This window comes from Galbibacter sp. PAP.153 (assembly GCF_037029175.1).
GTDB classification, from domain to species: domain Bacteria; phylum Bacteroidota; class Bacteroidia; order Flavobacteriales; family Flavobacteriaceae; genus Galbibacter; species Galbibacter pacificus.
In genome coordinates this window covers 109112-125143 of record NZ_JAZEUN010000004.1, presented here as the reverse complement: position 1 = coordinate 125143, position 16032 = coordinate 109112, and the positions used below count along the sequence as shown (strand labels likewise).

Genomic DNA, 16032 nt, shown 5'->3' with positions numbered 1-16032 from the left:
TACAATGTCCCTGTTATATTTAAATTATATGCAAAAGGGCCTTCACCCCCCTTGTTTTTAGTGCAGCAGCCTTGACAAAAAAGCCGGGTACGTCTCGCCATTGGTTGACCCTTCACCTTTGAGCCCTTTCCCATAGGTAATGGAATCGCCCAAACAATATATGCTGCACCCGGACCGGCATAGTCCATTGTCTTGTATATAACCGGCCATCAACCTGGCTATCAACCTGGCTCCTTCGGCTGTCGGGTGCACACCATCCCTTTGACCCGTATTAATGGGATTCTGGATAAAAATATCCCGATTGTGATCGGGGATCTTTTTGTTTTTAAACGCTTTGAAAACATCCACAAATCCCGTTTTAAGGGCAGCACTTACTTGTCTTGCTTTTTCTCTAACAGAATCGAGCTTCACATTTGGTGATTGCAAAAAATCCTTTTTGTCATGTCTTTCAAATAAATAAATGCTGTCTATAGGCGGTGGGCTTGCCAAAATAACTTTTGACCCTTTTCTTTGAAAATATGCTACCAAAAGCTTTAAATTATGTTCATAATCATGATAGGTCAACATTTTACCGGTATTCAGCATATCGTTTGTTCCTACCATAATTATTGCAATATCAGGTATTGGCAAAGGAAATCCGCTCCGTATACGGTTTAGTAATTCTTCGGAATTATTTCCAGGAATCCCGGCATTAATCACTTTTACCTGCCGGGAATTACTGGAACACGCTACAACTAAAAAACTACTGATTGCTAACAGGTATTTTCTAACGCCTACCCTTTTTGACATTATTTCCATATGTTTATGGCTTTTAAAATATTTCCCTGTTTGTTGTTGACATAATTTTGAAATAACAGTATAACCAACAACGTTAAAAAGGCTCCACCTATATAGGCATAGATATTGGGCAACTCAAAACCTTCAGGGGCTATTAAGATATATGTGGCACTGACCATGGTCATAAAAACGGCAGGGACATAGGTCACCCAAGCCAATTTCTGTTCCCTGATAAGGTAGGCCGTAATGGTCCAAAGTACCACCACCGCCAATGTTTGGTTACTCCATGCAAAATAACGCCATAGTATATCGAATTCTATTTGGGTAAGCACAAAGGCCGTTATAAATAAAGGAATGCTTATATAAAGTCTTTTATTGACTTTCTTTTGATCCAACTTAAAAATATCTGCCAGAATCAACCTACAGGACCTAAAGGCTGTATCACCAGAGGTAATGGGGGCAGCTACGATACCTATTAGTGCCAAGACCCCGCCAATTCCCCCCAACATATTCAAGGAAATTTCATTAGCCGCCCAAGCAGTATTGTGGTCATGGGTTTCCATAGCTATGTTCAATCCTCTAACATCGCCAAAATAAGCCATCGATACGGCCGCCCATACCAAGGCAACGACACCTTCGGTAATCATTGCACCAGAGAAAACAAATTTTCCATTTCTCTCGCTTTTGATACAACGGGCCATTAAAGGGGATTGGGTGGCATGGAAACCTGAAATAGCACCGCAGGCAATTGTTACAAATAATATCGGAAACATTGGGGTTTGTTCCGGATAACTTGTCATATTGTGCAAATTTCCCCATTGAATTTCGGGAACATGGTACTCTCCGGTAAAGAGCACCATGATCAAGCCAATGGTCATTACAAACATCGCAATACCAAATATTGGATATAACTTACTGATAAGCTTATCTATCGGCAACAATGTAGAGAAAAAATAATAACAGAGAATAATAAACACCCATATCCAGAAATTCAGGATATGGCTGCTCATTCCATCGATAATTTTAGCAGGGCCCATCATAAAAACAGTCCCTACAAATAATAAAAGGATGATGGTAAAGAACCGCATTAAATGTTTGGACCAAGAACCTAAATAAATTCCGGAAATCTCACTAATGCTCAATCCATTATGCCTCACGGACAGCATCCCGGAGAAATAATCATGAGCCGCGCCTGCAAAGATACTCCCCAGTACAATCCACAAGAAGGCCGATGGTCCAAACATGGCACCTGCAATGGCGCCAAAAATAGGCCCAAGCCCTGCAATATTAAGAAACTGTATCATAAAAATCTTCCAAGTAGGGAGGGGAATGAAATCCACGCCGTCTTTTAAATGGTAAGCCGGCGTGGTCCGGTTCCTATCGATGCCGAACACTTTTTCCAAAAAAGTGGCATATAAAAAATAACCTAGGATTAATGCCGCGATGGATATCAAAAATGAAATCATAGCCTGTTTTAATGTTTTTCCAACTCGAGGCGTTGCCCATCTTTGAGCAACTGTGCTTTCAAATCTGCGTAGGCTATATCCTGAACAGCTTTGCTTGTTTCAATAGCCATCACCGCTAGTGTTGCTGCACTTTGCCCTAGGATCATAAATACCGGTTCCATACGGATAGAACCAAAGGCGATATGAGAGCTCGACACCGCTACCGGCACAATCAAATTAGTGCATGCACCTTTCTTGGGGAGTATGGTGCCCAGATCAATTTTATAGGGTTCGTGGGGATGCACACCGATATCCCCTTCATTTTGCACAAACCCATCTTTGGTAATGTACCGTTGTACATTATGGGAATCCATTGTATAAGACCCCATACCGATAGATTTTTCAACTTTCTTTTTACCCAAGATCTCGTTCTCTGTCATTACGAACTGCCCTAACATCCTACGGGCCTCCCTTACATATATCTGATAGGGCCAATTTCCATTGTCCTGGAATTCATCCTTTGCATATCCCCATTTTTTAAATTCTTCTCGGACTTTCCCCGGAATACGGGGATCTGTAGCTATAAAATACATAAGCCCCTGTTGGTATTCCCGGTGCTCCTTTACAATTTCCTTCCGGCGCTTATAATCCGCTTCCGGATAATCATAGCTCATCCCGATATAATCGGTATTGAAAGGACCGTGATTATTGGTGTCGGTTTTTAAATTCGGTATTGGGTCAAATTTTTGAAAGGTCTGATCCCAGCCTTTTGCATACACCCTTGCCAAAAGTTCATAGCGTTCTGGATTATAATTGGCAGGTTTTTTAAAAGGAACCTTGTTTTCGTCCAACTGCGTAAGGCACATTCTAAAATTATAGGCCTGTACTTTGTCATCGGCCTCCCCGTAATTTCCGGGCCCTTCTTTCGAGACGCCCATTACCAAACCGCTATTGGGATCTCCCGGCACCTTATATGGGTTGACATGCAGATCCCCGAAATTATGGGGGTGCTGAAAAACATTGGTTTGTACCCCGTTCCATCGTTCCCCATAGGTTGTATTGGATTCCCTTCCCACAGTGTAAGGTACTCCTGCCAATGCCATAAGATCGCCTTCATAGGTAGCATCGATAAAAACGGTCCCTGAATACCTTTGACCGTCTGTAGTCGTAATACTTTGAATGTTCCCGTCTTTTATAACAATACCACTTTCCCTATTTAAATAAGCATCGCGAACAACCGGGATATTGTACTCTGAAACAAAATCTTCAAATACCTGCTCGGCCACATGAGGCTCAAATATCCACATAGTCCTATTGGCACCGTCAATGGCCGGTGTTCCCTGTCCTACATTTCCATAATCCTTCCTGGTCTGCCATTTCCATGCGCTATCTTTTGCATAGTAATTATATATGCGCTGGTAAAACTCCCTTGAGAGCCCACCTATAACTTCTTTATTTCCGGTATCTGTATAGCCCAATCCGGAAGAAGACAATCCGCCCAGATGTTTATCGGGCGAGATCACTATGACCGATTTTCCCATTTTCTTTACTTGGACTGCGGTTGTAATAGCCGCAGAGGTCCCGCCGTAAACAATAACATCCGCTGTTTGTGGGGACCCAATTCCTGTTTTGTCTTCCATTTGTTTCGACCTACAACTGGTAGTTACCAGTAAAAATATTGCCAATACTCTTATGTACTTTTTTGTGTTCATATTTTATTTTTTTCAGTTATCCTATACTAGATTTTCAATTTGTTTTTACAGTTGTGGATTGCCCCTGTAATATTTGCTCTAACTCTTTTTTCATCTGCTCTAACCGTTCGGGATATACAGTTGCCAGGTTATGATTTTCAGAAGGATCTTCTTCGAGGTTGTACAATTCATCATAAGTCCCTCCTTCTTTTAATGGCATTTCAATATATTTCCATTTTTCATTACGCAACCCATAAATATTGTTTCCCGATTGAACTACTATGGATTTACGACTCTTTGTTCCTTTCCCGTAAAACACAGGCAATAAGTTCATTCCATCTGTAGTTACGCCCCCTTTTAACATATATCCAGTAAGCGGTGCTAGGGTTGCCATAACATCGTTCATGCCAAAAAGCGCTGCTGTTGTTAGCCCTTTAGGGAAATGCCCCGGCCAACGTACAATTAAAGGGCTCCTTACGCCACCTTCCCAGGCTGTGCTCTTAATACCGCGCAGCGCCCCATTAGGGCTATGTACTTTTTCTGATAAAGAAGAACTGGCAGGTGCCTTATAAATGCCCATGGTGTCGCGAAAATGCCCTGGCAGTTTATTGGCTGCATTTGAGGCGTTCATCCCTTGATAGGTAGTTCTAAATGCCGAACCGTTGTCACTGGCAAAGAGTACGACAGTGTTATCAGACAATTTCAAACTGTCCAATGTATGGAGCAATTCGCCAATATAGAAATCAAGTTCATGAACATAGTCCCCATATGCCCCGGCCGGGGTTCTTCCTAAAAAAGACTTACTAACAGCTAAAGGAACATGGGGAACATAGGGCGCGTAATACAAAAAAAACGGCTTTCCCTTTTTGGAAACTTTTTCTTTTAGAAAGTTTTGTGAGGCCTTTGTAATCATGGGAAGATAACTATCCATGGGAATTTGTTTTATTTTTCCTGCTTGTGAATGCTTTTCTACCGTATAATAATCGTGCTGCATAGCACCTATAATGGTTTTATCTTTCAAAACCCAGCATTCACTGGCACAACTAAAGCCCAACCATTGCTCAAAACCATGATCTATAGGCCCGTCATGGACAGCGCCCGTTAAATCAATATTAGCGCCATTATCCGGGTCGTAAAATTTACCATGTCCTATTGGTTTTTTTCCGTCGGTTGTGGGAAAAGAAGCCCCTAGGTGCCATTTACCAAAACCGGCAGTGGTATATCCCGAGGCCTTAAACATGGCCGGCAGGGTTAACTGTCCTGGTGCCATCATGGACCGCTCGTAATTGCGCATGACCCCGGAAACATTCCAGCTCCTCCATGGGTAAGTACCGGTCATCAGGGCATAACGACTAGGAGAACAAACAGCTATGGGACAATAGGCATTGACAAACTTAACACCTTGTAAGGCCAAGGTATCCAAATTTGGTGTAGGTACCAAAGATTGTTCATTATAGGCCCCTAAGTCTCCATATCCCAAATCATCTGCCAATATTATCAATACATTTGGTTTTGAGCTGATATCCGATTCGACGGACTTTTCGTCAGGAATGCCCGTACATCCCAACATAAAACAAAACCCAATATATAGGGATATCTGTTTTAACAGAAAACTCCATGAGCAGGTATTTTCCCTTTTTCGATATAATGTTTTCATTATTAAATCCTTTTAAAAGGGGATCAAATAAAAATTATTCAATTCCCCCTATTACATAATATGACTCAATACCCCGGATTTTGATCACTGGGACTTAATGCGGGATTGTTATTAATTTCATCCACGGGCAATGGGAACAACAAGCTTGTATCGCTCCATGCCTTTCCCGTTGCTTCAATTGCCTGTTGTGCCCTCCCGGTCCTCAAGAGATCGTTCCAACGCTTCATTTCCAAATTTAATTCATAAGCCCGCTCTTTTAAGACCACATCCTTGAAAGCAGTAGCGCTCATCCCCTCAGGATAATCCTCAGCGGACGGACTATTGAGCGGCAACCCATATCCCCTTCTCCGTACAATATTCAACCGTTCGGTGGCCAGAGCATCGGGCCCTCCGGCCTCTTCGCTAGATGCCTCCGCATAAATGAGGTACATTTCCGCCAAACGGTAAAAAGGCACATTATTCCTCCCCTGAAAACCATTGGTAGCACCAGGATCCCTATATTTATTAAAAAGCATCGGGGAGTCATCCGGAAGAGGCTGTACAACCCCATTTACATCGGTATATTCGGTATAGATACTAAATTGACGCCTCAGATCGGCCGTATCCCAACTGGTACCGATTACTGAATTTTCAGCGGGAAGCCATGCATGATAACCCCCGACCGAATACCCGGTATTGGCCCTGTGAATATATAAGGCTATGGCATTTCCGTTAGTGGCTGTTTGGTGTGCCGAGAAAATATCTTCGGCATGCGTTACGACATCGGGGCCATAGATTTTCATAAAATCGTTGGCCTGTCCTACCTCTACCAGTGTGTATGGACCGTTATCTATAATATCATTGGCCATTTCCTTCGCATTGGCCCAATCTTCAGTATTTAAATAGGCGTCGGCCAAAGCTGCCTTTGCCGCCCATACCGTAGCACGCCCGCTCTCTGATTCGGGAAATGAATCCGCCAAATCCGGAAGCGCTTCCGTTAAATCATTAATTACCAAGTCCCATATTTCCTGTGCAGAAGCCCTTGGGGCGGCTATTTGATCCAGTGAGGTAAATTCCTCCAAACGAATGGGCACTCCCCCCCAGTACTTAACAAGGTTCATGTAAAAAAAAGCCCTTAGGAACTTGGCTTCAGCAATATATTGTGCTTTTACAGGGGCACTCATAGCTTCGATACCCGGTAAATTACCGATAACTGCATTGGCCCGGTTAATCCCTAAATACAGGTCGTTATAGGCATTAAAGACCCTGCTTTGGGTCGTATTGTCCAAAGGAACGTCGTATTTACTGATCCCGGCCTGGCTACCCCTTCCATTAGAATAATCCGCCCTGTTCTCCAGAAGAGCCATATAATAGATGGTAGGATAATCTCCGGCTGAACTAAAAGTACCGTAAACGGCCGTTAAAGCGGCAAAAGCATCTGCTTCGTTTTGATAAAAATTTTCTTTGACAAGAAGGCTCTCGGGAGATTCCTCCAATGCCCCTTCGCACTGAACAAGCGATCTGCTGACCGTTGCAATGATCAGAAGTATGAATAGTTTTTTCATGTCTTCGTTGTTTATATATTTTGTTATAGTTTGATATTTAATCCCAAGGTAAAGGTCTTGGCATTCGGATAGGGCGTTTGTGCAATCCCTATTCTTAGGTCCCCGGTGGAAGCCCGCGTATTAACATCAGGGTCCAGGCCCGGAAAATCTGAAATGGTGAGTAGGTTTTGTCCACTGATATATAATTGCAAGGCCGAAATGCCAACATCCAATTTATCCACTGGTAAATCATATGCCAATTTCACATTTTTAAGCCTGATATATGAAGCATCCTCCACAAAACGGTCCGATGTACGCAATTGGGACCTATTTTCACTGGGGGCCGGATAAGCAGCATCGGTATTATCGGGTGTCCAATAATCCTTATATACATCTACCAGTTGGTTACCGCCGGTGCTAAATGAATTGGCTATATAGCCCCCGGTTGCCCAGAACAATTCGTTCCCTTGCGATCCTTCAAGGAATATATTTAAACTAACATCTTTATAAGCCAATGTACTGTTCAGCCCAAATACAAAATCGGGATATGGATTTCCCAAAATAGTCTGGTCGTCGTTATTGATAACGCCATCTTCATTTAAGTCTTTGTATTTAATGACTCCCTGATCGTCGTATCCATCCTCAAGAAATCCATAAAACATCCCCAAGGGTTCTCCCTCCCTGGCGATATTTACCGAAGAACTAAAGGGAATGTCCAAAGGCGCCCCCAAAATATCCTGGCCAATGGTAATAACTTCGTTCCGGTTATAAGACAATTGCCCGGAAACGTCCCAGGTAAAATCATTTTTCCCAAAAATGGCCCCGAGGCTAAACTCCATCCCGGTGTTCTGTATTTCCCCCAGATTGGTAATCTGAGAGGTGAAACCGGTAGAACCGGGCAATGGGATAATGGCGAGTAAGTTTTTGGTGTTCTTTTTATAATAATCTACCGTAAATCTGTATTTATTGTTTAAAAAGGCCATATCCAAACCTATTCCCAATTGTGTCGTTGTCTCCCATTTTAAGTTCGGGTTTGGTGCCGAAACACTGGCATAACCAATAGCATCGGATTTCCCAAAGGTAGCCCTTACCTGCCCAAGGGTGTTTAAAGACTGGTAAGAATTGATTGCAGTACTCCCGGTTTGCCCATACCCTATTCTCAATTTCATATCAGAAAGGCTTTCCCAGTCCTTAAGGAAATTTTCATTGCTGAGCCGCCATGCAAAGGCCCCGGAAGAGAATACCCCCCATTTATTATTTTCTCCAAATCGGGAAGAACCATCGGCACGGATACTGGCCGTAAAAAGGTATTTATTATCCAGGTTATAATTTACACGCCCCAACCATGAAAGTAATTTCCAATCCGTCACAGAAGACTCATTAGGATTGGTGTTTTCTGCCCCTCCCAATGCATTATTTTCCAAAATATCGTTTGGAAAACCCGTGGCACTTGAACGGTTATACCTCCTTTTAAAAGTTTGATAGGTAAAACCTGCAATTGCTGACAATTTATCGTCTTCACCTATATTTTTATCATAAGAAAGTATATTTTCATTTAGGTAAGATACATCTCTGGTAATATCGGTAGCGGCATTACCCTGAGGGGACGTTTTCACTAAAATGGACGGCGAATAGTAATTCCGTTCCCTAAATTCCTGCTCGGTACCACCTTGGATTTTTAATTTTAGGTTTTCGTTAAAACTTAGTTCCAATGCCATATTGGCCAACATTTTAGAAGAAAGTACTTGATTTTTCACCTCATTGTACAATAATGGGTTGTTTATGGACACAGGACTAAAAGGATAGCTATCGACAGGGCTATAGCCTCCTGCTTCATCATAAGGGGGCACCATTGGCGGGGCCTGTAATGCGGCAGACCAAATATTGCTTCCGCTATTGCCGTTGTTGACATTTGCATCGTCGATTTGTAACCGTGTTACCACGGTGTTGGCATTTATGCGCGCCCAATCGTTCACTTTTTGATCTAAAGTAAGCCTGGCCGATCCCCGTTTCTGTCCCGTTCCTATGATGATACCATCGTTTTCAAAATAATTTGCAGAGGCAGAATAGGAAGACGACTCACTTCCTCCGGAAAAAGTAATAGTATGGCTCTGAATGGCCGCTTCCCTAAAAATTATATCTTGCCAATCCGTTTCAACGGTTGGTAAATTGTTCAGGTCGAACGGCGCCGAGATTCCTTCATTCGCCGCTGCCGCATTCGCAACTTGGGCAAATTCCCTGTTATTGAGCAGCTCATAGGTATCAATAACGGTCTGTATCCCGTAATAACTTTGAACATTAATATTACCCCGTCGTCCCTTGCTCCCACCCTTGGTGGTAATCATCACTACGCCATTGGCGCCCCTGGAGCCATAAATAGCCGTTGCAGAAGCGTCTTTTAGGATATTAATGCTCTCGATATCGGTAGGGTTCAAAAAATCAATCCCGCCGGTAATCGGGAACCCGTCAACTACGTACAGAGGATTGTTGTTCCCTAAATAGGAATTTCCTCCGCGTACCTGTACCTGCACTCCCGAGCCGGGCTGTCCGGAATTCTGTACTACCCTGACACCGGCCGATCTTCCCTTTAATGCCTGTTGAACATCGGTTGTAGGAAAGGCGTTAATCGTTTCAGAGTCAACAGTTGAAACCGCCCCCGTTAAATCACTCTTACTAACGGACCCGTAGCCTACAACAACCACCTCCTCAAGACCTTGGGAACTTGCCAAAAGGGAGACTTCCATAGTGGTCTGAGTTCCTACGGTCATTTCACGGGTTTCAAATCCCACGTAACTAAATACCAATATAGATGCTGGCCCCGATACCGTTATTGAATAATTTCCGTCAAAATCGGTCACCACCCCATTTGAGGTACCCTTTTCAATAATACTTGCACCGGGAAGTGGCTGTCCCTGTTCATCGACAACGGTGCCCTTAACGGACTGTTGCATATTGTTAACCTGAACCTGCTTTAGCAGCGAACCCTTATGAACGGCAGGCTTTCTTGGTTTTAAGACTATTTGATTATCCATTATATAAAAATCGATCTGCATGCCCTTAAAAAGCCTAGGCAGCACCTTTCTCAAGGGCAGCTTATCTGCATGTACCGATACCAAATGGGAATAATTAATTTCATCGTCTTTATAAATAAACCGGTAATCGGTTTGATTTTCAATACTGTTCAGTACTTTATCCAAGCTTACTTGTTCGAGCTGTAATGATATTTTATCCTTCTGCCCATAAGTTAAATTAGCGTTTGCCTGGATGAGAATAAAGAAAAACAGTATGGCGGAAAGTTTCATTTTTAAGCTATAACTTAAAACTAAGGGAATTTCTTCCCTTATATTAGGTAGTTTTTTCATACTTTTATAAATCTGTTTGTGGTTAATAAAATTTAATCACTTCTAAATCGGGAAATGTTGCCGCATTTTCCGATTTTCTTTTATAGAAGTAACTATCGTTGTGAGTGCTTTTTGATCTTTTTAAAGTTAGTCTGTATCCATTGTATTTTTATTTAAAGGTTAATTGATATTTATTTATTAATGATAAATTTTCCTCCTTCCATACGATATTGTATTCCATAGTGCTTCTTAAAGGTCTTCAATACTTCATAAATCGACTGTGTACCGTCAAAAGTGGCAGTAAACTTTTGATTCCCCAAGGAATCGGAAGGCTTTTCAATCGTTACATTGTATTGGCGCTCCAGCTTTTTCAAAATATTTTTAAGGGCCATATGTTTATAAACCATTTGACCGTCCATCCAAGAAGTATATATGGACACATCGGCCTGTTCAACTTGTATATCATGTTGCTTTTTATCCCATATTGCCTTATGTCCCGGTGTTAGGTATGTTTTTTTGGAAGTATCGTAACTATCGTCACTATTATACAAGCTTACCGCGCCTTCTACCAGAACTGTTTGCACAGAACTATCTTCTTCATAAGAGGACACATTGAACTTAGTTCCCAAAACCCGAACATTCAGATTGTTAGAGGATACTATAAATGGATGTTTAGAATCCTTGGCTACTTCAAAAAAAGCCTCCCCCTGTAAATATACCTCCCTGTTCCCCTTATTGGAAAATTGAGTCGGGTACCTCATGGAGGTCCCTGAATTTAAATATACCTTGGATCCGTCTGATAATGTTATATTAAAACGTTTCCCATAAGGGACTTTAAGGGTATTATAGTTTACCTGATCAGTACCGACGGCTGTCTCCTTCTTCGTATAAACCAGTTCGTTTTCTTGTTGTACCCCAATTACCTCACCCTGTTTATTTCTAAGAATTTCTTTATTATTTTCCGTTACCACCCTTGTACTGCCATCTTCCATCTCAAGCACTATTGCATTTTCAGGTGCGGTCATATTGACATCGCCGCCCTTCATCAGTAAAAACAGCGTACCAAGACCAATTAATACAATAAAGGCCGCAGCATACCTCAACAAAGGCTTAAGAGATGGGGCTGGTTGTTTAGTTGCCATAGTTTTAAAACTCGTCAACCTAGCTTCGACATCGATATTGCCCTGGGTTACATCAAATGTCCCCAATACATACTTTGCCTTTATCAAATGATATTTTTTGCGGTGCCCTTCAGAGGCATTGATCCAGTTTTCTACCTGCTCCGACTCGAGTGTATTGGTCTCCCCCTTAACGTATTTCCATATTAAATCGTCCATGCCATTCTATGCCTAAGTATTATATAGACGATTCAAAAGTTAAGATTACCTAAAAAAGAATTCTAAAAAATTAAAAAAGAAAGGATATAAAGTCCCTTAAATGAAATTTCATATGTTTAAGGGCATTCGCTATATGGTTATCTACGGTCCTTGGGGAAATATTTAAAATGGTTGCAATTTCATTTCTTTTCAACCCTTCAACCCTACTTTTCACGAACACTTGCCTACATTTTTCCGGAAGAAGCTCTATGCTTTGGTCTATTTTACTTTTAAGTTCATTTTCAATAAGTAGCGAAGCTGCCTGATCGTTGATGAACTCCTGTTGCATGGTTTGATGTTGTCTGGAATACCCTATTTTAATTTTCTGGTGCTTTACAAGATCCAGACAACCATTTTTTGTTAGCGTATAAAGATAATTGTTCAGGTTTGCTATTTTGTCAATTTGTTTCCGACGTTCCCATAACTTTAAAAAGGTGTTCTGCACGATCTCTTCGGCATCTTCCTTACAATTCAAATATCCGAGAGCAATATGGAGCAATTTATCATAGTACAATCGGAAAACATGATCAAATAAACTGTCGTTATCACTATCTGCTGAAGTTTTATGTATGTTTAGATTTGCTTTTTCCAATGCAACAACCTTTTATTTTTATATAAATCGCAATAAATTTATACAAAAAATATGTTTCTATGAAAAAACCTCTTATAATAATACCATATTACCATTATAAATTACGTGATCATGTTCACAAAATATAAAAAAACCATCCCTATAAATTTCCAGGGGTAAAAAGTTAGGGACATTAAGTGTTTCAGATATGTTTGTTTTATAAAAAAGGCTATCCCATCATATATGGAATAGCCTCTTTGGCTATATTATTTTTTCACAAGTATTGAAGTAAAATAATCAACCCGTCTTTATGAAACATAAAAGTTCTTTACAGTTCAAGTTCCTTCATATAAGTTGCATCATATGCCAGGCTTTCCAGCGACGTTTTTGGATATTCCTCCTGTTCTACAATAAAATACCTGATATTACTTTCCAGGGCTGCTTTGAGCGTTTTTTTAATATCAACATTCCCTTGGCCCAGATCATTTTGATGAGGCTTACCGTTTATTATTGTGTAATCTTTTATATGACATAATTCATATCGGTTCCCATATTTTTGCAAATGTAATGCTGTATCCACACCTGCTACATCGATCCAGCAGAGGTCTAATTCGAACATAACAAACTCGGGTTCCGTGTTTTCAATTAAATAGTCTTGGGGCAGCTCCCCCTCCAGTGGTTTGAATGAGTAATCGTGGTTATGGTACCCGAATTTCAGTCCGCTTTCATTTACCTGTTCACCAACTTTATTCAATTGTTCGGCAATCCTTTTCCAATCATCCCAAGTTTTCTGTGCACCTATATATGGGCACAATAAATACTTCAGGCCTGCTTCTTGGGCCATTTCAATATTTTTTTTCAACTTATCCGGTTTGTTGGCAACTTCCATATAATTAAAATGGGTGCTTACCATATTTACCCCTATATCATTTAAAAATGATCGCATCTCTTTTGGTGAAAGCCCCCACAAAAATCCTTCCGGACCGCTATAGCTCTCAAATTGCCTGTATCCCATTTTTGCCAATTGCCTCATAACCATTTCGGGATCCTTTGGCAAAACATCCCGAACGCTATACAATTGTACCCCGAACGGATTGATTGATCTGCTGTTTAAAACATGTGCCATTAAATTGGTATGGCTTAAGGCCATGGCACCGGCCGTAAGCAGGCCTGTCTGCTTAACAAAATTCCTTCTGTTCATAAGAAAATTTTAAATTTTAATGCATCTTAAGATTATAAAGATACTAATAGCTTGCTTATAAATAAGTACCCATTATAAAAAAGATGGCTCAACTATAAATAAATATCAAAAAAATCGTTCGGAGATTAATTGATGATATCTCGCTTGGAATTAGCCAATTTTTTTTGCCAGTTTTGAAGTTCCTCAGGGGTTTGTTTTACCCAATTAGTTACTTCGCCAACAATTTTAAGTGGGTCCGTAGAGCGATATGACCGTGTTGGATTGCCGGGAAATTTTTTATCCGTAACGTTCGGGTCGTTTTCAAAACTGCCGGTCGGTTCAACAATATAAACCCGTTCACGTCCGGCGCCTTTTGCCAATGCGGCTGCAAGTCCTGCACCGTTAACCAGGGCCGTAAAGTAAATGTGATTCATTTTAAGGTCTGGCTTGTAGTTGGAACTCCCTCCAGCCATTAATAGATCTCCTGTTTGCAAAGCTGCTTTTGTTCCATGATAAAAAGGGCCTTTGTCGATAGGGTTATTTTTATATGAAATAGCTAATTCGTAGTTCTTTTTTGCATTATCGGGATCTTTTAAATCTTCGTAGCATTTGGCTATATTTATATAAAGCGCTGGAAAAGCACTCTGAACAGATGCATTATTTATTTTTAAGGCGAATTGTAAGGCCGTTTCGAGCCACTTCAAGTTATCGGAACTATTCTTTTGATACCGGGACATATAATGAGCGGCAAGAAATTTTTCAAAATCATTTGTTGCTTCATTCCAAGCTTGAAGAAATAAGCTGTATGCTTCTTCAGTTTTGCCTTTTCCTTCCATTTCCATGGCCTGGATGCAAAGTTTAACAATAGGGTTGTTTGGGTTAAATTCCATTTTCTGCTTCTTTTTCATGTCCTATTACTGGATTGTTAATTGTGTAACGGCATCAACTATGGGCTATATAAAACCGGCCATGGGCAAAATTCATATATTGCCCAGCTCTTCTGCCAAGCCAATAAGAAGCCCTTCTGGACCACGGATATAGCAAAGCTTATAGGAGTCCTGATACTGGACAACTTCTCCTACAAGTTCTGCCCCCAGCTTGTAGAGCCTTTCGAGCGTATTATCTATATTTTGCACGGTAAACATAGCCCGTAAATAACCCAAAGCGTTTACAGGGACGGTCCTCTGGTCTGATACAATTGGCGGGGTAAGAAATCGTGAAAGTTCAAGTCTACTATGGCCGTCGGGAGTAACCATCATGGCAATCTCCACACGTTGATCGCCCAATCCGGTAACTCGCCCCGCCCATTCTCCTTCAATTGTGGCCCGCCCTTCCAATTTTAGGCCCATTTCGGTAAAAAAAGTGATGGCATCCTCGAGAGATTCTACCACGATGCCTACGTTATCCATTCTTAATAATTTACTTTTTGCCATAGAATTGGTGTAATTAATTAGTAAATATGCTTAAAACCTTCCTCCGTTTTTCATCTGTAAACTAAAGTTAATACTTTATGCTGATGGTTTTATTTTTTTCATTAAACCCAAATGAAGAAAAAGATGATCTTTGAACAGTGGCCTAAATCTCGGTCTTTCTAAATCTCAAAATTCTTTCTATTAAATCGAGCGGTAATTCCATATTATGTGGAAATTGTATTGCAGATTTTGATACTTTCATTCCTTTTAAATCTGCTTCAAATTTCTTTAAAATAGCCTCCGACCATGGACTGGAAAGCGTTAAATGATTTTTAAATGCGCAATAATAAATTAAATAATACTTGTCGTCTATCTTAAAGGCGGGGATTTGATAACTTATCACTTCTTTGGCCTCGGGTGCAACCTTATGCACCAATTCCCGGATGCGCTGCATTCTTTTAAGAACATCTCCAGTGAATGTGCTGTGGTATTCATCAATTGTTTGGTAGTTAGTTTTAGCCATTGTTTTGAATTTTTTGGTTTTGATAATAAGATACTGAAAGTATTGCCCCAATTACAACAGGCATTAAAATATAACCGATGTTTTTGTCTACCACTAGATGGCTAATGACCGCAAAAACTAGATTGAACGTCAGTCCTGCGTATGCCCATTCCCTAAGCTTTATGGGCAGTTTTGGCAACATTAAGGCAGTTGCCCCTATAATTTTGCAAACAATTAGTGAATAGGCAAAATAATCGGGATAGCCCAATGGTTTGGTACCAGCGTTAAAATATTCATGGGCAAACAAGAGCGTGCCCAATGGCATTAATCCTTCCCATAAAAATATAATGCTTGTAGCTATCCAAAAGACTATTTTATTTTTTGTATGAATGCTTTTATTATTCTTGTTTTCTATCACCTGAGTTTTCATTGTTTTCCTTGTTTTAATTGTTTCATGTTACTTTTGCTTAATAATTTGCCCAATGCCCGAACTATCTTTCCTGCCTAACCGTATTGGGTTTGGATGTATTATTTAATGAAGTATGATTATTCATCAT

13 protein-coding genes are annotated in these 16032 nt (G+C 40.8%); all 13 read right to left on the bottom strand.

Annotated features, from left to right (window positions below):
• Window positions 1-57 precede the first annotated feature (57 nt).
• The 13 genes from UXI14_RS03285 to UXI14_RS03225 all read right to left on the bottom strand — a co-directional run bounded on the left by UXI14_RS03285 (window position 58) and on the right by UXI14_RS03225 (window position 15905).
• Window positions 58-789 carry a GDSL-type esterase/lipase family protein gene (locus UXI14_RS03285; RefSeq protein ID WP_335964819.1) on the bottom strand — a complete coding sequence of 244 codons (732 nt, stop codon included), beginning with the start codon at window positions 787-789 and terminating at the stop codon, window positions 58-60.
• On the bottom strand, window positions 789-2243 hold the full coding sequence (locus UXI14_RS03280) for a carbon starvation CstA family protein (RefSeq protein ID WP_335964818.1): 1455 nt from the start codon (window positions 2241-2243) through the stop codon (window positions 789-791). The genes UXI14_RS03285 and UXI14_RS03280 overlap by 1 nt, the downstream gene beginning before the upstream one ends.
• 8 nt (window positions 2244-2251) lie before the next feature.
• Complete coding sequence (locus UXI14_RS03275; RefSeq protein ID WP_335964817.1) at window positions 2252-3934, bottom strand: FAD-dependent oxidoreductase; 1683 nt, start codon at window positions 3932-3934, stop codon at window positions 2252-2254.
• 34 nt (window positions 3935-3968) lie between these two features.
• Entirely contained in the window at window positions 3969-5570 is a 1602-nt protein-coding gene (locus UXI14_RS03270; protein WP_335964816.1) for an arylsulfatase, read from the bottom strand.
• A gap of 65 nt (window positions 5571-5635) precedes the next feature.
• Window positions 5636-7114, bottom strand: coding sequence for a RagB/SusD family nutrient uptake outer membrane protein (locus UXI14_RS03265; protein ID WP_335964815.1), 1479 nt, complete (start codon window positions 7112-7114; stop codon window positions 5636-5638).
• 23 nt (window positions 7115-7137) lie between these two features.
• The gene (locus UXI14_RS03260; protein WP_335964814.1) at window positions 7138-10455 is read right to left on the bottom strand and encodes a TonB-dependent receptor; all 3318 of its coding nucleotides are present in this window, start codon (window positions 10453-10455) and stop codon (window positions 7138-7140) included.
• Between the two features lie 170 nt (window positions 10456-10625).
• Complete coding sequence (locus UXI14_RS03255) at window positions 10626-11771, bottom strand: FecR domain-containing protein (protein ID WP_335964813.1); 1146 nt, start codon at window positions 11769-11771, stop codon at window positions 10626-10628.
• 70 nt (window positions 11772-11841) lie between these two features.
• The gene (locus UXI14_RS03250) at window positions 11842-12402 is read right to left on the bottom strand and encodes an RNA polymerase sigma-70 factor (protein ID WP_335964812.1); all 561 of its coding nucleotides are present in this window, start codon (window positions 12400-12402) and stop codon (window positions 11842-11844) included.
• Window positions 12403-12709: 307 nt separating this feature from the next.
• Complete coding sequence (locus tag UXI14_RS03245; protein ID WP_335964811.1) at window positions 12710-13582, bottom strand: sugar phosphate isomerase/epimerase; 873 nt, start codon at window positions 13580-13582, stop codon at window positions 12710-12712.
• Between the two features lie 125 nt (window positions 13583-13707).
• Window positions 13708-14115 carry an NAD(+)--rifampin ADP-ribosyltransferase gene (arr, locus tag UXI14_RS18135; RefSeq protein ID WP_345786376.1) on the bottom strand — a complete coding sequence of 136 codons (408 nt, stop codon included), beginning with the start codon at window positions 14113-14115 and terminating at the stop codon, window positions 13708-13710.
• A 426-nt stretch (window positions 14116-14541) separates the two neighbouring features.
• Window positions 14542-14994, bottom strand: a complete 453-nt coding sequence (locus UXI14_RS03235; RefSeq protein WP_335964809.1) for a VOC family protein — start codon at window positions 14992-14994, stop codon at window positions 14542-14544.
• A gap of 142 nt (window positions 14995-15136) precedes the next feature.
• Window positions 15137-15496 carry a DUF1801 domain-containing protein gene (locus tag UXI14_RS03230; protein WP_277898398.1) on the bottom strand — a complete coding sequence of 120 codons (360 nt, stop codon included), beginning with the start codon at window positions 15494-15496 and terminating at the stop codon, window positions 15137-15139.
• Window positions 15489-15905 (bottom strand): DoxX family protein, encoded by a 417-nt coding sequence (locus UXI14_RS03225; protein ID WP_335964808.1) that lies wholly within the window; start codon window positions 15903-15905, stop codon window positions 15489-15491. The genes UXI14_RS03230 and UXI14_RS03225 overlap by 8 nt, the downstream gene beginning before the upstream one ends.
• Window positions 15906-16032: the final 127 nt, after the last annotated feature.